The 21,175-nt window shown below is 45.2% G+C and carries 11 protein-coding genes; 2 read left to right on the forward strand and 9 right to left on the reverse strand.

The window, feature by feature from the left end:
- Window positions 1–147: 147 nt before the first annotated feature.
- Both GTQ48_RS10660 and GTQ48_RS10665 read right to left on the reverse strand, forming a co-directional pair.
- The gene (locus tag GTQ48_RS10660; protein ID WP_163106688.1) at window positions 148–369 is read right to left on the reverse strand and encodes a TIGR02450 family Trp-rich protein; all 222 of its coding nucleotides are present in this window, start codon (window positions 367–369) and stop codon (window positions 148–150) included.
- Between the two features lie 51 nt (window positions 370–420).
- Window positions 421–774 (reverse strand): hypothetical protein, encoded by a 354-nt coding sequence (locus tag GTQ48_RS10665; protein ID WP_338023313.1) that lies wholly within the window; start codon window positions 772–774, stop codon window positions 421–423.
- A 213-nt stretch (window positions 775–987) separates the two neighbouring features.
- Between GTQ48_RS10665 and GTQ48_RS10670 the strand changes: the two genes are divergently transcribed.
- On the forward strand, window positions 988–1,395 hold the full coding sequence (locus tag GTQ48_RS10670) for a hypothetical protein (protein ID WP_163106689.1): 408 nt from the start codon (window positions 988–990) through the stop codon (window positions 1,393–1,395).
- 60 nt (window positions 1,396–1,455) lie between these two features.
- Here GTQ48_RS10670 and GTQ48_RS10675 read toward each other — a convergent pair whose 3' ends face one another.
- The 4 genes from GTQ48_RS10675 to recC all read right to left on the reverse strand — a co-directional run bounded on the left by GTQ48_RS10675 (window position 1,456) and on the right by recC (window position 12,128).
- Window positions 1,456–1,887: an energy transducer TonB gene (locus GTQ48_RS10675; protein WP_163106690.1), complete on the reverse strand. Its 432-nt coding sequence runs from the start codon at window positions 1,885–1,887 to the stop codon at window positions 1,456–1,458.
- A gap of 78 nt (window positions 1,888–1,965) precedes the next feature.
- Entirely contained in the window at window positions 1,966–4,113 is a 2,148-nt protein-coding gene (gene recD, locus GTQ48_RS10680; RefSeq protein WP_338023314.1) for an exodeoxyribonuclease V subunit alpha, read from the reverse strand.
- 33 nt (window positions 4,114–4,146) lie between these two features.
- Window positions 4,147–8,328, reverse strand: a complete 4,182-nt coding sequence (locus tag GTQ48_RS10685) for a UvrD-helicase domain-containing protein (RefSeq protein WP_163106691.1) — start codon at window positions 8,326–8,328, stop codon at window positions 4,147–4,149.
- On the reverse strand, window positions 8,325–12,128 hold the full coding sequence (gene recC, locus GTQ48_RS10690; RefSeq protein WP_239060082.1) for an exodeoxyribonuclease V subunit gamma: 3,804 nt from the start codon (window positions 12,126–12,128) through the stop codon (window positions 8,325–8,327). The genes GTQ48_RS10685 and recC overlap by 4 nt, the downstream gene beginning before the upstream one ends.
- A 554-nt stretch (window positions 12,129–12,682) precedes the next feature.
- On the opposite strand from recC, the gene GTQ48_RS10695 reads away from it, so the two are divergent.
- On the forward strand, window positions 12,683–13,339 hold the full coding sequence (locus tag GTQ48_RS10695) for a dUTP diphosphatase (RefSeq protein ID WP_163106692.1): 657 nt from the start codon (window positions 12,683–12,685) through the stop codon (window positions 13,337–13,339).
- Window positions 13,340–13,474: 135 nt separating this feature from the next.
- Here GTQ48_RS10695 and GTQ48_RS10700 read toward each other — a convergent pair whose 3' ends face one another.
- The 3 genes from GTQ48_RS10700 to GTQ48_RS10710 all read right to left on the reverse strand — a co-directional run bounded on the left by GTQ48_RS10700 (window position 13,475) and on the right by GTQ48_RS10710 (window position 21,094).
- Window positions 13,475–15,154 carry an AMP-binding protein gene (locus GTQ48_RS10700; RefSeq protein ID WP_163106693.1) on the reverse strand — a complete coding sequence of 560 codons (1,680 nt, stop codon included), beginning with the start codon at window positions 15,152–15,154 and terminating at the stop codon, window positions 13,475–13,477.
- Window positions 15,155–15,373: 219 nt separating this feature from the next.
- Window positions 15,374–19,546: an EAL domain-containing protein gene (locus GTQ48_RS10705; RefSeq protein ID WP_163106694.1), complete on the reverse strand. Its 4,173-nt coding sequence runs from the start codon at window positions 19,544–19,546 to the stop codon at window positions 15,374–15,376.
- Window positions 19,547–19,711: 165 nt separating this feature from the next.
- The gene (locus GTQ48_RS10710) at window positions 19,712–21,094 is read right to left on the reverse strand and encodes a ribonuclease J (protein WP_163106814.1); all 1,383 of its coding nucleotides are present in this window, start codon (window positions 21,092–21,094) and stop codon (window positions 19,712–19,714) included.
- Between the last annotated feature and the right edge of the window lie 81 nt (window positions 21,095–21,175).

Below are 21,175 nucleotides of genomic sequence, written 5' to 3' on the forward strand. Positions count from 1 at the left end.
TCCTTAAGGCATGTAGAGTCATCGACGTGATTAAATGTAAGCAAATGACTAATGTTGATGACTAATATAGATTGGTAAGTCGAAATAACCGTAACGTTATATTTAGATTATCATATGGAGTACATTATCTGATTAGCGGGTTGATTGCTATTTCCAGCCTTGGCGCCACATTGTCGTGTCTTTTAAATCTCGCCAGTTTATCGGGTATTCTGTTTTTGACATCACCGACTCAAGAACACAAGAGACAACAACACCCTCTTCGTCGAATGTCACGTCAGTCACTAAAAAATGCTTTTCTTTGTTTTTAGGCGACGTGGATGTCCACTTACTGCGCAGAAGTTTTTTTGGGTTTATCTGATGTTTAGACATAAACAAGGCTCTTTAACTATCTTTTTATAATGACTAATGAAGGCGACTACACTACTCAATCGCAACCGTAATTTTGCAATCAATATACTTGAGCATTTTATTCACTGCGTAGGGAATGGAAATTTCTGTAAGCGGCGCATTTGTAGATTTGGCTTTTACCAATAGATCGCACGCATCATAATTGATCTGCTGGCGTATGACATAATCGTTAAGCTCGTCAAAAAAGCGCTCCTCTAGAGGCACGAGCCCAATAAAAAAATCAGTACTGTCGTCTTTATAAAACCACGCCCCTGTAATCTCTTTTTTCAGTGTGTATGCCTGCATGATATCTAAACGCGAAAACCGAAAATAGGCTTCTGTACTTTCAGCACGCTCATTCATTTGGCTTTTAGTGGGTTCGCTCACAGAGTTCCTATTGATTTTTTATGATAGTTAACGTCGCGGTGAAGTTTATCTATTTTTACGTTTGGTCTATTACGTTTGGTCTACTACGTTTGGTCTACTACATACGGCCGATTAGTCTACGCTAAAGCAAGGCGTAGCGTTGATCCACATCAACGCATCTTTTCTGGTGATAAGCCACACTTCAATCATCTACACCTTTTCGTGTTAATGAGAATGCATACGTTAGAAAACACCACCGCTTTTCAAACCACCATTATCCCTATGGTGCATGGACTATACAAGCTCACATTGAAGCCAACGGTAAACCTGGCCATACAGACAAAACCTGTTTTTGGCGCAAACGTTACCTTTCATAGCGATATTATCGAGCATCCTAGCTTTGTTGCTAGCCCTCGGTGTGTTATCGGTTGGCTTGATGTTGGTGGGTTATCTTATTTGAGTATTGAAGAAGGCATACAGGTGGCTGCGGATACTAGTGCCGCACCACCCTTTTTGCCTTCTCAATTTCTGCATTGTGATAGGGGTATTTTAAGAGTGAATATGACCACCCGCTTTTACCCCATTGCTAAAAACGCACCAGACGCTCACGAACACGGCGCGTTTTTCTTTACGCCAGTGTGAGGAGAGTCTCTCAACGGGAGCTCTACTTGATCGTTTATACTAACACCACTATTTAAGTGGCTATTGAGAATCGCAATCGAGCCTACCGGGCACATCATCTAACGCGTAATCCCATGATTGTGTTATCAGCACCGGCTGTAAAGTTTTGTTTGTTTCTGAAGGAACCCAACGATGCCCGCTAATCGCTTTTTTAGTTTCAGCAACGAAGGTATTATCGGGTAAAAAGTTGATGGTTTTTAGGTCTTCAGGCTCTCCTTCGCTGTTAATAATAAATTGAATTTTTGCACACCCGTTCATTTTCCTTTTAGCTGCAGCTATTGGGTATGAAGGGTAAGATTTTTCACTTAAAACCCAGTATTCTTTAACTGATTCATCGCTTTTTGTTAAGTCGATGGGGTCGAGTTTTACGATATTAGTCTCTGTAGAATTAGGCTCTGTAGATGAACAGCCCAGCAGTAGTGTTGTAATTGTAAATAACAGTGTTTTTTTCATATTCTTCCTTAAACGTTATATCAAAAGCTTTATTATTGGTTCGATGATTGCGACCAATATTTTTATATCTATCATTCATTACCGTTCATCAATGGCGGCGTCGCGAATGGCGTTTGCCAAGCCGGAATATCGCTTGTCTACTCTCGATACCATGTCACTAAAGGTAGGACTATTGGCGATTATCAAACATCCCTTTTTAGCTCGTGTAAGCCCGGTGTATACCAGGCCACGGTGAAACAACCCTGCAGCCTTTTCTGTTTCAGGCTTTGGAAGCAGCAGCACCACGTGAGAAAACTCAGAACCTTGCGACTTATGAATGGTCATTGCGTAAACGGTTTCAAACTGGGGCACGCGAGATAAGGAAATATGCCTTAGCTCATCATTCTCAGCTTCAAACCACGCCAGTAACTTTCCACTACTGTCTGGCCAAATAATACCGACCTCACCATTAGATAGGCGCTGAGGATGATTATTTTTAACTATCATGATGGGCTGGCCTTGATAGAAGTTGCCTTCTCGCCGTGTAATTTTGTGTTTAATTGCATCAAAAACCAATGAATTTAAACGCTCAACTCCCATGTTGCCTTTGCGAACCGGCGTTAACCACCTGACTTGGTTTAGTCGACGCAGCGCATCGCATGCATTGGTGGCATCAAAAATAGACATAAAACTTTGAACGGCCATTTTGCGCAGCTTTTTGTCGCTTACCCAATCTTCTGGCCATAAATGAACACCATCGTTCAGTACTGGTCTATCAGCCATTGATTCTGCGTTATTTGCATTATTTACCGCGTTATTTAGCGCGCTCAAGGCACCCTGCGTTTCGCCTTTTTGAATGGCGGTTGCCACTGCCGCCACTTGCCCTTTAAATCGTTGTGGTGCTCGCAGCGTATGTACCCACGTTTTCGCATCTTCATCTACGGGTAATAAAGGTAAATGAGGGCATAGGGTAGCGATATGCTGACGCAGCGCAGTGGGCACTGCCCCAAGCATTTTGTCGTCTAAATTAACTAAGTCGTCATTCGTTTCTACCAATTGCTCTAACACGTTCCCTAGCTCTACAGCGGGCAACTGCTCAGCATCGCCAATAAAATACAGGCGGGCATGCTCAGGTAGCGCTCTCATTATTCGCGTCATTAGGGCAAGGTCTACCATACTGGCCTCATCCACAATTAATACATCAAGTGAAAGCTGATTTTGCCTGTTGTATTTTGTTGATACCGTGTGTTCTCGCAGCCCTAACAACCGGTGAATAGTTACTGCTTGTGTGGGAACGCGGTCTAACACACCGTCATCTATTTTTCCCCTCAAGCCAGCAATACTGTCGCTAATTGATTCCGTCATACGCTGCTGCGCTTTTCCTGTAGGCGCCGCCAACACTATGTTGATGTTGTCCTCGCAGGCTTGAAGGGCTAGCAACAAACGCAGTACGGTGTAGGTTTTTCCTGTTCCTGGGCCACCGTTAATTACGCTAAACTTTTGTACAATACTTTTTGCAACAGCTACCTGCTGCCAGTCTTGCTCGCTGCTAAGCGCTAGCTCTTGGCTAGGCTCTTGTGAAGCCGCACTTGATGGCGCTTTGACAAACATGGCGGGCCACAAGGCTTTTACCTTTGAATATGCCTCATCAGATAAGGGAGTAAAGGCAGTTCTAGCAACCACGCCCTGCGCTACTTCTTGTTCAAACTCATAATATCTGCGGCTGTAAAACATACCGTTGTTATAAACAAACAGCTGACCAATGCGTTCGTCACTTAACGCTTTTTTCACCACACCGATAAGTGGTGTAAGTTCATCAAACGTGTACCCTCTCTTTTGCGTATCGGTTTGGCCATTGTCACGTAATGGTGAATTATGAGTGCTATTACTCACACTTGTATTTTCACTCGCATCTTCACTAAACAAGGTTTTGCCCGCTACATCGCTAAGCATCACACAGCTGTGACCATGGCGCTGCATAAACGACAACAAAACCAAAAGATGCAGCCACGTTGTATTTTCTTGCTCACTAAGCACCGACGTGGGTGTAAATTCAGAAGCAATAAATTTATCGATGGCCTCAATACCAAATAGCTGTTCAAACAATGCATTTTTATTCATTTTCATTGCTGCTATGTCGTCTGTATCAGCACTGTCTTTTTGGTCTATGTTATCTGTGCTTATTGTGGCTGAGCTTAGTATGGTTGATTGGGCCTCATCACCACTACCCGTATTTTTTTCACTCATGGTTTGCGTCGCTCTTTTTAATAGGCACCTTCATCAATCAAACCCAAAACTTTGCTGATGACCTGCTTCGCCGTTCTCTGGGTTTTCTTTCAGTGTTTTTTTCGGCTTATGCTCCGGCGAATGCTCCGGCTTGTGCTCAACAGTATGCTCCGGTGTATGTTCTGGCTTGCTTCCAGTAACGGGCTCACTGCTATTATCTGTTTGAACCATAACCGCATCGTCGCCGTCAAATATGCTGTCTAGAGAATGCAGCACCTCTTGAGTGATAGACGTAAAGAACACCCCTTCCCCTTCTTGGTTCTCTGGGTGCATACCACGCAGATACAAGTAATATACTCCCCCAAAATGGCGTTCTGGTTGGTAATCTGCAAGTGTATTGTTTAAATACCGATGTAGCGCAAGGCAATAAATAAGATACTGCAGATCATAAAGATGATGCTGATTATTTTCAAACAATGCACTGGGGCTGTAGCTTGCGATGTCATCGCCTAACCACGTAGATTTATAGTCGGCCACGTAGTATTTGCCTTCATGTTCAAACAATAAATCGATAAAGCCGTGCATCATTCCCGCAAGGTTGGCTGTCATGAGGTGAGGCACTGTCAACGCCTGAGCGTTGTATTCAATGGCCACCTTTGCCCTGTGAGCACGTAAAACCTCGCTTAGCTCCGCCCATTTACTGTCTTTCATGGGGAAATAAAATTCAGCCTCTCTTAGAGTTTGGTTTAGCGTTAAGTCGCTTAATGTAAGGCTTTTGTTGGGATAAAGCGGTGTTTGCAATACTTCCTCTAGCCAGTCGTACAGTGAACTTACCTTGTCCTCCTCTAGCCCAAAACGACTGACCAACTCAGGCCCATGTTCATCCCACGTAGGCGCACTAAAGTCATTAAGCTCTAACAAATCATGTAAAAGATTACCGGCGCTTGCGCCTTTAGTTAGCGTAAAGCGCAAGCGGTGCGCCTCTTCAATATTCGTGGTAGTAGGTTTATCCGCCGCTTCATTAGTAAATCTGTCGCCAAAGCTAGATAGCCCATCTATTGAGAACTCTTCGTCACGAACAGTTTGTAGTACAGGTACCGTGTGCTCTTTTTGATTGGCAACCGGTATGTTTCCTTGCGTTGTCAGCCTACTTAGGGCTGAAAATGAATATAATCGCCAATCTTCACTGTGGGTGCCTGTAAATTGAAGTGCATAGAGTGTTTGGCTGGTTTCATCAAGGGTGAAACTGGTGTATTTAAGGTCAAATTCATCGGCGCTGATGTGGCACGTATACGCATCAAATTCCCCGCTCACATTATCGAGCACGCCTTGCCAATCACTGACGCTATCGGCGTTATCGGCGTTATCGGCGTTATCGGCGTTATCGGCGTTATCGGTACTGACTCCTAGCGCTCGCGCAAGTGCACTTTTTTCATTACCATCAAGGGGAATAACTCCCATATAACAGCGATGAGCGGCGCGAGTAACCGCTACGTAGGCCAGTCGCATATCTTCTGCGGCTCCTTCAGCACGCACTCTTGCGATAGCTTGCTTTGTTTGCCCTAACTGCAGCTGTAACCCTTGTTTATCTTCATCATAGTAAGTCAGTATTTGCGACATCGACTTGCCGTTTTTTGCTGGATCCTTGTAGCCCGTGGCAAATGGAATAAACACAATCGGATACTCTAGCCCCTTAGAGCCATGCTGCGTCACTAAACGGATAAGCTGATTGTCACTCTCCAAACGCAGTGTCATCTCTTCATCTGACTCACTCTGGTGTATTTGTTTATGCAGCCAGTCGAGCAGTTGCTCGGGCCTTTGGTTGGTTGTGCTTGCCTTTTCAAGGACTTCAGCAAGGTGTTGATAATTGGTTAGCGCTCGCTCTACTTCCCCGCCGTATGGCGTGTAGCTTTCTTGCATTAAGTATAGCAATACACTCATACAGCCTTTTTGCAGCCACAATTCACGCAGTAACAGTACCCGCTCGAAGGCAGTGTCCCACAGCGCATCATCTTCGTGATACAGCAAATCAACCAGTACCTCAGGGCTATAGCCCCACAAGGGCGATGCTAAACTTGCCGCTACTTTGCTGCTGTCGCTGGCATGCCAAATGCCATTTAACAAGCGCAAAATGTCTTTGGCTTCTGGCGTGAGGAATAAATTACTTCGATCGCTTAAGTAAACACAGGCCAAACCTTGCTGTTGCAGCACATACTTTATTGCATTGGCTTCAGTTCTGTCTTTTACCAAAATGGCAATGTCGGCGGGTGTGACAGGGGCGGCCGGTGTGACATGGGCGACGGGGTTACTGTCGTTGGTGCCGGACGAGTTCGCATCGTCAGCACTTTTGTCATTACCGCTTTTATCATTAACGCTTTCTGGCTTTGAATTTTCAAAACCGGCTTCATTTAGAAGACGATAGATTTCTTGTGCAATCCACAGCGCCATTTTACGGCGCATTGTGTTGGTATCTTGCTTATCGTCTAAGCACATACTCACGTAATTCATTGCACTGCGCTGTTCACATGGATCGCTTAACGGATGCTTCGCTGCAGCGGCCTTTTTGGTAAACTCTACCTGCGTGTAATCAATATTAAAACCGAAAACATTACCAGAATGAGCTGCCGACAGCGGCGCACCATAAAACACGCGATTGTACGCACTGACCATGCCTTTAACAGAACGCCAGTTCGTGTTCATAACCCACCGGAAATCTGCTTGTTTACCTGCTTTTAAATAGGTGAATATATCCCCGCCTCTAAAGCGATAAATAGCCTGTTTGGGATCGCCAATCATCAAGAGCGCGCTTGTTTTGGTGCTAGCCTCTGTGGTGCTAGTCTCTGTGGTGCTAGTCTCCGTGGTGTTGGTATCTGTGGTGTTGGTATCTGTGGTGTTAGTATCTGTGGTGCTAGTGCTTAAAGCGTTAGCATCAGGTTCGCGAGGATACACTGCGTCTAAAATAGCGTATTGTTTGGCATCGGTATCTTGGAATTCATCGATTAATGCTACAGGGAATTTTTTGCGAAGCTCTGCGGCTAGCGTATTGTCAGGTTTTGCCACCTCATCAGCCAGCATATTAATGAGGTCGTCGAAATCAATGATCCCACGCTGCTTTTTCTGTTTTATCACTCGCTGTTTTATAAAGGAAATGGCGTCATTGACTAACGCAAAAACAGGCAGCTGAGCCAACGTGTTATCTCTTTCCTCAATCTCGACTTCTATCGCTTTGGTAAAGTCTTTAATGGGACTTAGCAGTTCTTTGACGCCAGAGGTATTGCGAGAGTAACGCCTTTTATCTAGAAATGCTTTGGCCTCGCTAGGCGCATCGGTGTACTGCCCCTGCCTCAACCACGATTTCAATGCCTCAAGCTCGCCAGGGCGTACCTTTTGGTGGGCAGCGCTCTTAATAAGCTGTTCGTGTAGCAGCGATTCATTGGCTTCTATGCCACTTAAGAAGGCCGCAAATTGAGTCTGTTGGGTATCAGGGTTACTCTCTAAATTATATTTAAATGACTCCTCTACCGCATGTTCATCAAGCACATTAGGGGTTAACGTACTGCGGATGCTTGCATTAAATTCACCTAGCAAACGCTCAGGCACATGCCACCCTTTTGATGCCAACAGCAAGAAATCGTCTTCGGTAAAACCGTCATGACCACCACTGACTTTTCTTATCCAGTCTTCACTGGCCTGCAAGTATAGGTCGCTGGTATCTTTACTTAAATTCAGTGACATCGCAAAGCCACTATTAAAGGCAAGTTGCCCTATTACATGCTGGCAGAACCCATGTATTGTAAAAACCGATGCCTCATCAAGCTCTAGCTGCGCGGCTCTGAGTAAGCTCAAGCTTTCTTCAAGATTGCAGTGAGTCAGTAAATGACTAAAGACCGGATCTATGTCTTCTGGAACAGCGCCTTCATTGTCTATTGCCTGTTGCCAAAAACTAGCAGCTTCACGCAGCGTAGCCGCTACACGACCTTTAATTTCCTCAGTGGCGGCCTTGGTAAATGTCATTACCAAAATCTCTTTTACCGTTAGCTTCTTTTCAAGCAGTAGGCGCAGATACAACCGCGTAATATTGTACGTTTTCCCCGTTCCTGCACTTGCCTCAATAAGATGCCTGCCGTTGAGGGGCATGCTAGGCACATCGAGCAATCGAGATGCCACAGTACTGTTTGAAAGAGTACTGTTTGAAAGAGTACTGTTTGAAAGAGTGCTACTTGAAACATCACTCATAGCTGTTCCTCCGCCGCACAATTCGCCACCATGGAAAACAAAATAAAGCCTTCGACATGAGGAAAGCTCTGCCATGAAATTCCATCGGGAAAAAGCCATTTCAGATACGGGTTATTGGCCATGTCTGCACTAAATTGCCCCGAGGACTGCAGCCAGTTTTTAAGTACACGTTCGGCCTCTATGCTATTGAACAGATCGCTACTGCGCTCGACGATTTGTTGTGCCTTTTCTGATACGACATTAGGCGCAGTTTCGCTGTCTTTTGTATCATCCGAGCTATTATAATCCGAGCTTTTATCATAAGAGCCCTGTTCTTCAAAGCGATATGCAAAAGCAGTAGAGCTTGATTGCTGTAACGTAGCCATAATATCGTCATAATGTTCAGGCTTTATCTCACCCACTATCGCCTTACTGTCAGAATTTCGCTTACCTGGGACTAGGTCTGAGTATAAGCTGCGGTAAAGAGGCGTTGGCGCGGTGAGTATTGCCATGTATAGCTGTTCAATAAATAACAATATGTTTTCAGCAGTGGCAGCGTCGAAAGACGCGAAGCGACGTTTCATCAACTTTGTTTCGCCTTTTTCCCAATCGCAATAATAAATATCCAGCGGATAGCCATGATGAGAGCTGGTTTCACTGTCGGCGCAAAAAACGAGTTGAGACATAAAGTACGACAGTGCTCTTATGTCGTTAATTTTTCCGGCGCTTCGTAGCACTAAACTATCAGCAGCTTCAAAAGCGCTGGCAGTGAAGGTGATGTGCTTACCAACGAAACTGACGTTTTTTGCCGCAGCATCATGAGGGCCCATTGCCTGGGTTAATGCTAGCGCTCCGTCTTTCCACATTTGTAGCTCTTCTTTTGCCACAGGGTTATTCGGAATATCACCTCGCAAAGAAGCAAATTCAACCACCTGCTCTGAAGATAGTTCATGATGCGAGCTTTCCTGTTGCCCTGATGGCACTGAGAAAATAGCGCCTAGAACTTGATAGCGCACAAGCGCATTGGTTTCAAACGGCTCGCTGTTATCTAGCAAGGTGAAAGACTGGGATAGGTTTACCCCTAAGCGCTGCAGCGAAAAGTATTCCAAAGGATCTTTAAATGCCCTTGCCACCTGCATGGTTGAAAGCCGTGTTTCATCTGCACTTTTACTGTTTTCGTTAGCGCTATGCCTATCGCCGGTCTGGGCATTCGCTTTTGTTTCTAAAGAAGCGCTTTGAACTGAATCTAATTGTTGAGCCTCAGCCTGTGACTGTGAAGATTTAGTTGCCTGTGTCTGTGAAGCATTGGTTTTTTGCAATGCGTCTGCTAAGCGAAGCCAACCCGTCTCATAGCTTGGAAGCTGACCGGTAAATGCCGCCTCGCTAAAGGGATGCAGTGGCGCGTGCTTCACAAAGTGCGACGTATCAAGCTGATAGCCTGTTGCTAGCATATCGAGAAATTCTGCTAGCACCAAACTTGGCTGACGTTCACTGTTATTTTTTACATCGTTACCTTGGTAACTTAAATACAGGCTCTCTCGGGTAGAAATGATTGCCTCTAAAAAAAGATACCTGTCTTCTAGTCTTCGTGACCTATCGCCTGTTCGTCTTTTCGGTCCCGCCATAAGGTCAAGACCAAGCGGCGTTGCTTTTCTTGGAAACTCGCTATCGTTTAACCCTAAAATACATACCTTCTTAAACGGAATGCTGCGCATGGGTAACATAGAACATACGGTTACTTGTCCCGTCATGAAGTGGTTTCCGGCATCAGGAGAGGAGAAGCGGCTTAACAATAGCTCCCGAATTTGACATAAGCTTAGCTCATGTTCGTAGTCTGCTTCATTGCATCGCGCATATAAGTCAGCGGCAACTTTAGCGATTAAGTCCCAGCTTTGTTCCTGATCTTTGGTAGACACAAAGCACGCATCACGCAGCTGTAACAAATCGTGCGCCCAAGCTTTCGGCGAGCGCGGTGTAGTGAGTTCGTTTGCAAACCGTCCCAGTAAATCAATAACCTGTACCAGCTTGCCTAAAATAAGCGCGCTTTGCCCTTCTACGTCGGGTATGGTCAGCGACCCATCAACAATCATTTCGCTATCTGATGCTAGCATGCCCATTAATAAGCGACGAATTCCCCACCACCAGCTGTAGGTGTTTTCCTTTGTTACGCCCTCTGAGACAGACGCCTTATGCTGGGCATTTAGCCCCCAATGAATATGAGCTTGCTCAAGCCATACCATCATCTGATCGATATCAGCCTGCGTAACATTAAAGCGCTTTTGCACAGAATCGAGCTGTAGATAATCCATTATATCTGCTACGCCAAAGCGGCTATCTGGCAATTCTAGCAGCGCCATAAAAGCGGCAATCAATGGCTCGGTATCCATTGGGCTTCTGTCGGCGATTGAACATGGCAAACGGGTGGTGCCATTGGTGTACTGGTTTTTAGTGCCTACTCGGTGAAAAACGGCGTCGACGAAAGGAGCATAATTTTCAATAGCAGGGCACATCACCAGAATATCTGAAGGGGTGCGGGTGGTATCTTGTGACAACCAATGTAATAGATGATCATGCAGCACCTGCACCTCACGCAGCGCAGAGTGAGTGCACATAATAGTGACACTGTCGTCTTGCTCTGCTTCTTGAGGGTCGTTTACATGAATAGGGCTTGCAGGCAGGGCCTGTAATATATCGCTATGAATACGCTTTAGTAAATTGCGCTGTGCAAGTCCCCTACCTAAGCTTTTCGTGCTTTGGGGCTTTTCTGCTAAGCTAGTGCCTTCAAGAATCGTCTCTTCAAAGTTTGTTTCTTCACTGCTTATTTCTTCGCTGCTTGTTTCTTCACTGTTTGTGAATTGAGCAAGGGCGTCGTCAAGAGCGTCAATCACAGGAGCATCAATCTCGGGGGCATCAAAAGCACTAATTTCAAAGGTGTCTAACTCGGTCAGTAAGTTAAACAACTCTCTCCCTTGTTTTCCCAAGTTCCCTAACAACGAATTACTCTGCTCGTTCTCCATCCACTTATTGACGCCTTCCATGCGCAGCTGTTTTGCAAGTTCGCTGTCGCTTTTAGCATCTCCCCAATAATTAACACTGGGATTTAAATGAAAAATATGAATATCGATGTGTTCGGCCAGCGCATCAAAAAATGCAATGAGTTGGGGCGCCATGGTATTAATAGCAAAAACCACTATGCGAGAGGGAAGATTCGTTGGCAACTGGCCTTTACTCAGTGCTTCTATAGTCATCTTGTGAAGCCGAGCAGGATGCAAAGGCTGCTCTTTTGTCAGAATACGCCAAATTTCGCTCTGCCACGACTCCATATCATCAAACACTACCTTCTCATTATTTTCCCAGGCAAAGAGCCAGTCTGGTCGATAAAGTAAGTACTGCTCATACACATCGGCAAGGGCCGTAGCCAGCTGTAAACGCTGAACGCCCTGCTCTTGCTCACTGCCCGCACTTAACCAATAGCGGCGCACTTGTTCAAACGCACTAGTGTTCATCAGGGCATCGTCTTGCAGAATATTATCTATACGCCACGTAAGTACCTCTCGTCGATAAGGAGACTGGCGAGGTACCTTTTCACTGCCTAACACCACCCGGGCTGTATTCCACATAAACCTTACAGGCAAAGGGAAATCAAGATTCATTGCAATTCCCTGCTCTCGAGCCAGCTGCATGCTTACCCAATGCTGCATACCAGGACTTTCAACAAGGATAGTTTCAGGGGAGAATACTGAGGAGGGTTGTTGCTCAAGTAACGAGGTAAGCAGAAAACTAAGATGCTCTAATTTGTTTGATGGATATAGCGCAAGCAATCTAAAAATCCTTTATTTGACTGGCAGTTAGCCTATCTTATACATACAAGGGCATGTTGACCTTTAATAGAGAAATAGTGTATCGCAATTAACTGCAGTGTTAAGTGTTTTATTTCTTATTGTGAGGGCGGCGTTAAAGGGGAAAAACAGGAAAAAAGAGAAAAAAACCCATACAGACCTCAGGACACGAAAATTCTGTATGGGTAAGGTTTACGGGCTGCGCAATTGCCGCTCAAATGCGTGTTGCCTGGCACTCATTTAAACGATGTGCTATTGCACAACTCAGTTAACGTTATTAGCAAAGCAGGTAAGATGCCAATTTTAAAAATCAATATAATCAATAGGTTAAATTAAAACCTATTCCATCAACCTTAGACTTTAGATTAATTTTGGTGCAGCCGCACCAATGTGTGACACGCTTCAATACTCTTAAACTGCGCAAATTCCAAGCAGCAGCATCATGCTTCATTCAAATAATTATTTATCCACACGCTGGCTTCCAGTACACTTTGCGCCATCGTATACAGATTAAAATTAGGTTATCAGGAGCCACAATGTTAAATGCACAGCAGCTAGCAACAATGCTTTCGCTTCAAGACAAGATGAATGCAAAAGTGAACCCAGACTGGCTAAATGCGGGTTACGGTTACCTGCGCGCCGCCATGGTTGAGTCGGTTGAAGCCATAGAGCATCACGGCTGGAAATGGTGGAAAGCACAACACAAAGACTTACCACAGCTGCAGATGGAACTTGTAGACATTTGGCACTTCGCATTAAGTGCGTGCATTATCGATGCTAATGGTGACGTTGACGCTTCTGCAAAAAGTATTGCAGCAGAACTTGCGAGTGGTCAAACAGTAGTAGTCTTTGACAATCAAAACTACGATGCAACCCAACAGTCTTTGCTTGATAACTTAGAACTAATGACGGGTTTGTGTGCAGCGAAGCGCTTTAGTGTTCCTTTATTTATGCATATTGTTAAACAATGTGACATGTCTGTTGACGAGTTATACCGTCAGTACGTTGGCAAGAATGTACTTAACTTTTTCCGTCAGGATAATGGCTATAAAGAAGGAACATATGTTAAACAATGGAGTGGTCGTGAAGACAATGAACATCTTGTTGAAGTCATGAATGCATTAGATTTGTCGAAGCCTGAGTTCAGTGACTTGGTTTACCAAGGGCTGCAAGCGCGCTATCAGAGCAAGTAATGCGTGAATAACTCGTAACCAACAAAAAAGCGCCTTTTAAATGGCGCCATTTTTTGTTTTTTGGAAATGTTACCAACAACTCTTCGTTAACAAGTAATATCAACTAGGTAGATAACACACTCCAACAGAGGCTGCTTAGGCGTCAACCCACACAAGCTTTTTGGTATAATCACCTTGAATAATATCAACGAATCGCTCTTCTAATACGTGACGTTTTACCTTAAGCGTCGGCGTAAGCAAATCGTTTTCAATACTCCACTCATTGCTCATAATCACTACCCTATCCATCACTTGGTGACTCTCAAGCTTCGCGTTTATCGCCTCGAAGGTTTTCTTAAGACTGGCCTCTACTGCCGACTTGTCTTTTTTCTGCGCGCCTTCACTTAGCACCAGCAGTGCTACTGGTTGAGGTAAGTTTGTACCTGTTACACAAACCTGCTCAACAATGGGGTTTTCCATAAACTTGGCTTCAATTGGCGCCGGAGTAACATACTTACCCTTCGCCGTTTTGAAAATATCTTTTAGTCGACCGGTTATTTTAACGTAACCGTCGCTATCAATGACACCCTTATCTCCGGTACACAAATAGCCGTCTTCGGTGAATACCTCAGCGGTTTTGTCTGGCTCTAGGTAATACTCAATCATATTACAAGGTGACAATACCTGTATTTCGCCCTCGTCAGAGGTGCGAATATCCACACCGTCGTAAGGCTTGCCGATACAGCCAATTTTATCGTGCCTAAAGGGTACACTGCCGGTTCCATAGGCGCTATTTTCAGTCATTCCCCACCCTTCGGAAATATTGATACCTATTTTAGCGAACCACTCAATAACAGCAGGCGCTAGCGGTGCTGAGCCGCTTGCCCATAGTCTCGCATTGTTTATACCCAAACCGTTGCGTATTTTCTTTGCCACAACCTTGTTCAAGATGGGGATCTTTAACAAAGTGTCTAACTTTTTCTGTGGCATTTTAGCCAGCACGCCCATTTGGAACTTCGTCCATAAACGAGGTACAGAAATAAATAGCGTAGGCTGACAATGGGTTACATCGCGCTGAAACGTGGCTAAATCTTCAACAAAATGAATTTTTCCACCACTGTAATAACTCGATAACTCCACGAGAACACGCTCAGTAATGTGAGCTAGAGGTAGATAGCTTAAGGTGCGATCGTTCTCGTCAATACCAAGTTGGTCCAACGAACGTCTGGCCGCCCAACATGCGGTGTTGTAGCTATGTACAACCCCTTTTGGCTGCCCTGTGCTACCCGAGGTATAAATGATGGTCATCACATCGTCCATATCGTGGACGGGTGACGTTCTCAGTGGTTCACAGTCAATAAACTCATCCCACTGCTGTGAAGCCGTAATATTCGGATAAGGAAAAGCGACAGTTTTATAGGATGTTGGAATAGACGCTACTTGTTGCTCGGTATTGTCTAGCTTGCCCACAAATAAAAGCTGAACATCGGCGTGCTGTAATACGTATTGAACTGTGTCTGGGCCAGCGGTTGAGAAAATAGGCACGGACACATGTCCTGCCATCATAATACCTAAATCGGTAATGAACCACTCCGCACAATTTTTAGAAAAAATTCCAATGCGGCTTCCCGCGGGTAGCGACATTTCACAAAGGCGGGTTGCCACTTTTCTCGCGAGATTGGCAACTTGGCTCCACGTATAATCGTGGTACTCACCTTTGATGGGCTGAGTAAGAAACACCTCGTCTCCACGGGACTTTTCCCAGTGGTACAACATGCTTAATGGCGATTTAATTACTTCCGTGCTGTTTGCGTTTGCTGTCATATCTAGCGGCATAGGTCACTCATTTGTTGTTATAATGTAGCTCATTTTTACAATGATTTCACAGTAGTATAATAAGCCTTATTTTTAATTGAATGACAAGCTTTTTAAACAGGCGTTTACATTGCACCCCACGTAGAACGGGTGATACAGACCACAATTTAGTTTTTTTATAGTAGCGTCTGCGGTTTTATTATGAGGCGGCTGGCATAAAAAATACGCTTAGTCAGCGCATTACCCCCAATTTTTGGTGAGAAATGACGTTATTTCATTTGCTGCCGCGGGCTTAGCGTAGTGATAACCTTGATGAAGTACGCACCCTTTATCTAGAAGTGAAACCGCTTGTTCGTGGGTTTCTACCCCCTCTGCCACGCAGCTCATGTTCAAGCTGTTTGCCAGCGATATAGTGGTAGCAACCAGCGCCTCGTTGGCGTTACCAGGCGCCATTTCATTAACGAAACTTTTATCAATTTTAAGCACCGATAACGGGTAGCGCTTCAAGTAGCTTAGCGATGAATAGCCGGTACCAAAATCATCAAGGGCTAAGATAAACCCTGCGTCAACAAATCGTTGAATTTGGTGCAATGCATTATCCGTGTCGTCCATCAATACACCTTCCGTTATCTCAAAACGAAAGGCTTCTTTTGGCAAGCCAAATTGCTCTAGTAAACTAAAGACGCTGTGCAAATCAAACTCAGTTTTAAAGTGCAGCGCTGAAAGGTTAATAGACACAAAGCCTGTAAAGCCATCCTCATACCAGGTCGATAGGTCCTCAGCGGCGCGATACATGGCTTTGCGAGTAACTTCGATGATATATCTCAGTTCCTCTAGGATGGGAATAAACTGATCGGGGTACAAAGGCTGATCGTCTAAGGTGCCGCGAAGGAGTAATTCAACACCCACAGTTTGCTTTGTTTGAGCATTAATAATGGGCTGATAGTGATTAAAGAAACTGCCCTCTGAATACGCACGCTTAACTTTGTTCTCAACGGTTAAGCGGGTTTTCGCCTTTTCATTCATATCATTTGTAAAATAGGCAAACCCATTAAGCGTGTCTTTTTTAGCGGTGTACATGGCCACATCGGCTTGCTTAATAAGCTCGGCAGGCTCTGGCGCATCATCTGGGTAAAATGCAACGCCTATACTGCAGGATACTCTTAACACTTCGCTAGACAATGATATAGGCGTTTCTACAGCATCTATAACTTGTCCAACGAACGAACTTAAATCATCATTATCTTCAACTTCTTCGATAACGATAACAAACTCGTCCCCTCCCAAACGGGCCACAGTGCCCGTATCGGCCACTAAATTGCGCATTCTATTCGCGACAATGCGAAGCAGCTTGTCGCCGTAGTCATGACCCAGTGAATCGTTAATACCTTTAAATCTATCGAGGTCAACAAACATCACCGAAACTCGATGACCATGGTGTCTGGCAAGCGCAATGGCATGCTCTAAACGATCGAGTAGCAGTGTCCGGTTAACTAACCCAGTAAGGCTGTCGTAGGTGGCAATCTTGAGTAATTTGCGCTCAGCCTGTTTTTGCTCAGAGATATCTGAAATTACAATAAGGTAGTGCTCAGGGATGTGCCCATTACCACTGATCGCCGTAATATCGATAAGTACGTCGTAGCGTTTACCATCGGCACCATCAATTACCCCCTCGTCTTTCCAAAAGTCACCGCCCTGCATGTCGGTCAACCTGTCGGAAAGCTGTCTACTAAGACCGGGATAGCGCAAGTAAAGTCGCTCTAGCTGCTTTGGCAACGGCTCTTTTTGATTAAAGCCGAATACATGCTCAAAGGCTGGGTTTGCTGCCACTAGCTTTTTGTTTTCGTCAAAAATAATAACCCAATCGCGGGTTTGTTTGAACGCGTCGCTGAATAACGATACTTGCTGCTGTGCTTTTCTCAGCTTGGTCAACGACTTGTGTCGAGAATAAAGATAGGTAATAAGCAAGCAAAGCAATAATGCACCGTAAACGGCGTACGCTAAAGGTGAACGATATGGCGCATAGGGCACAAACAGTGATATTTGCGCAGCTCGATAGCTCGATTCGAAACTGCCAGGTGTGGGAACCACAGAAAAAGTGTATTTCCCAGGCTCTAGGTTCGCGAAGGTTATTTTCGCGTCTTCTGTGACTCCTTCTGAAACGAGTTTATTCCCATCGAGTAGCTTATAATAATACTTGGTCTCGCCAATACCTGATGTAGTGAGTGAAGAAAAATAAACAGTCAGGCCAAAGTCGTCGTGGGCGAGGTCGAAATGCTGACCATTTAGATTTTTCAGCCCTTGAGGGAGTGCCCGTTTTCCAACTGAAACTCCAGTAATGGCGGTTTGCTTAGCCACCAATGTCTGGCCTTCATCAGAGACGTCTAACTGCTCCGGTGAAAAGACAACCACACCGCTGGTAGAGCCATAAGCTAACCGGCCGTCACTGAGGGTAATAGAAGCACCTTGGTTAAACTCCGATACCGAAAGTTCACGGCCATAAATGAAATTCTGAACCGCACTTGCCCGAGGATCATAGCGATGTAACCCCTGGTGTGAACTAAACCAGATATTACCCGCACTGTCTTTTTGCAGGCCATAAACAATGTTGGTCACCAGAAGGTTTGACTCATCCAGCGTGTATAAAGGTTCAAACGTATCGGCGTCTAACCCAACTAGCCCTCTACCGTTATGCGCCAACCATAGTACGCCCGTGTCATCTATCACCCAAGAACTCACTGATTGATTGCTCAGTCGCTCGCCCTCAGCAAAACGATACACAAGGCGATGATCATACGTTGTGAGGTCTAATAACCATACGCCCCCTTCCGTACTAAGAAACATGGCGTTGTGATATTCAGATTCACCAAGAAAGGATGTATCGAATTTTACATCGAAAATACTTGGGTCGAGTGGCAGCGGCGTTAATATTTCAGACGTAAAGTCATAGGTGTAAAAGTCACGGGGCCCGCTGAAAAACATAACGCCATTTGAGGTAATTGCAGGGTTCGAATCCCACGCATTGAAGACACTGGCATCGCCTCCCCCTTTTACCGATGGCACCGAAACGCTGCCAGTTTTCGGGTCAAACACCCGAATACCCTCATACTTTTCCAGAACCAACTTGTTGTCTGGGGCTTTTATAATTCGGTCGACGGAATTGGTTCCTAACAGCGAGTCTTCAACCTCCTCTTTGAAAAAGTGCGACGAGGTTTTCGTGGCAAAGTCGTACCGACTCATCCCGTTAGCGGTTCCAATCCATAATTGGCCGGGAGATGTCTCAGCAAAGGACCACACCACGTTATCGCTCAACCTATCCACACCGGATCTTCGTTCGTTTTGAATAGTGTAAATATCTGAACTTTGTATTCCAAAGTGCAACGCACCGGCAAAAACGGTGCCTAGCCAAAGATTACCTTTTTCAGTCTTCGCAATGGCAGAAATCTTTTTGTCCGACAGTTCAGAGCGGCCGTTATTCGGCTGAAGTATGTGTTCGTAAACCCACTTATCTTGTGTTTTTTTAAGTTCAAACAGCCCTTTGTTTGTCCCCATCCAAAACGCGTCGGCTTCAGACTGAACCATTGTCCAGACATTGGGACCTGTGAGTACCTTCTCAAAGCCGCTCTGCTTGTTGTCTAGCACCTGAGCAATAAAACTGTCTTGCTCTGAGTTAAATACTCCGTTTACCGTGGCTATCCAAATTCGATCGCTTTCATCCTGCATCAAAAATTTTGCGTTTTGATTATCTTCATTTGGCTCGGTACCGTCTAAGTAATCAAGGGGCTGCAGCTGTTTTGATTCGTCCAGGGTGTTACGGGTAAAAACACCTAAGGTGGTTGCTACAATCAGTATGTCTTCAACCATCATTGCATATCGAATGGAATGAGAATCGTCTAACATCTTATCGGTTAGCGATGCTAGCTCTCCTATTTCTCCGGTTGATACATTCAGTCGCTGTACTTTTTCAGATAAGGCAAGGATGAGGTTTGAGTCATCCTGCCAAGAGAAAGACTCGGCATGCTGATTATATTCACTGTAATACTTGTAAGGTGTTGCGGGGAGTTGTGATATTGCCTGTGTTTCTAGGTCCACACGGTATATTCCGCGCCCATAAACACTCACAAATAAGGCTTTGTCTTTTTGAACAGTCAACTTCCAAATGGAGCTGTTAGAAAATAGACTGTCGCTATTATCGATAATAGTCGTTTGAACACCATCCCAGCGCACCACACCGCCGTCAGTCGCTATCCAAACAAACCCCTCTTTATCAATAACGATGTCATTGACAACATCTTGAGGTAGCCCATTTTTAGTCGACAGTGGTTGGAAGACCGGGTTTTGGATCCTAGGCTCGGCGAAAGACAAAAAGCTGACAAGCAATAAACAAAATGTAGCGAAAATGTGTCGATGCATACCCAGTGTCGTTGAAGTAATTAAATTCCCGCATGCAGTGTATCAGAATGATAGATGGATGGGCAGCCTATATAATCAACACGTTATACACCTTGTTATGAAATTAAGTACTTGTTTAATCAAACACTTGCAAAACCAGCTACCGCGATTTTGCAAAGCCGTTCCCTATTCTTGCTGCACAGGCACTCGACCAACGGGAATGACATTTCGTCGAATACTTGGCTGAGGCGCTAAACGGTATAAATCGCCGTTCTCGCCCACATAGGTTTTCATGATACCTACAGACTTCGCCACCTCAGCATGCGCCATTAAATGACTGTGTTCACCGTGCACCGGAATGGCTATTTTTGGCTGCACCCAGTTGTACATAAGCTTAAGTTCTTCTGCACAAGGGTGTCCACTTGCGTGAATGGGCAGGGTGCTATCTTCGCTGTGAATTGTCCCAATGCCCTTCCCTTTAAACGCAGTATTTAAACGAGCGACGGTTTCTTCGTTGCCTGGAATAACGATGCTCGAAAATATAACGGTATCGCCCTTCTCAAGCTGAAGGTGAGGATGTGTGTCATGGGCAAAGCGAGCGAGAGCAGCATTTTTCTCGCCTTGGCTTCCCGTTGCAACCACAAGCACTTCTTTAGGCGGCAAATAGCCTAAATGATGCGCGTCGGCAATCGGCAAATCATCAGGCCAAATCCCCTGTTGGCGGGCGATACCATACATATTCAACAATGAGCGCCCGTAAAGGCCCATATACCGACCGGTTTTTTGTGCAATCTTTGCCAAAGTAATAAGCCGAGCAATATTACTTGCAAAGCAGCCTACAACTACGCGACCTTTTAGCGGCAATATGGTGCTTAACAACCCGTCGTAGCAATTGCGCTCGGAAATGGAGAAACCAGGCTTATTCGCATTGGTGGAGTCTCCCACGAGGGCAAGAATATCTTCATTCGCTAGTTGTTTGTAGAGCTTTGGCTCGAAGGGTTTACCGGTCACCGGCGATGCGTCTATTTTCCAATCTGCAGTATGTAATATTGCGCCCGCAGGGGTATCAATTTTTAGTGCAAATGGCTCAGGTAACGAATGGGTTATTTCTAGCCACTTAACAGAGAACACGCCAATGGTTACCGTGTCGCCCGCCGACACTTCAATAATGGGTATCTTATTCGCAAGCTTGCTTCTAGACAGCTTTCTGCGAAGTACTTCGGCGGTAAACGACGTGGTGTAAATGGGCTTTTGAAAACGCTGCCAAAGGTAAGGAATTGCGCCAACATGATCTTCATGAGCATGGGTGATAACGATGCCAGCAAGCGCATCTTTTTGATTTGCAATAAAGGATGGGTCTGGTGCAACCACTCTGTGCGTTGTTTTTGACGCTCGCGCGTTTTGCTTATCACTGTGCCTATAGGGAGCGGTGAGAGGCTCGTCAAACGATACACCGCAATCTACCATTAGCCACTGTCCATTGTGACCGTACAAATTTAGATTCATTCCTATTTCGCCCGTTCCTCCTAAAGGAGCAAACCATAAATCATCAATACCTGGCTCTAACAAGTGTTGTACCTCTACAATAATGCAATCAATAGGAAGTTGTGACAGCGACATGCCATGTTTGACTTTGGCCTCACTGTGCGA

Origin of the sequence: Alteromonas genovensis (assembly GCF_010500895.1) — a bacterium.
Lineage (GTDB): Bacteria > Pseudomonadota > Gammaproteobacteria > Enterobacterales > Alteromonadaceae > Alteromonas > Alteromonas genovensis.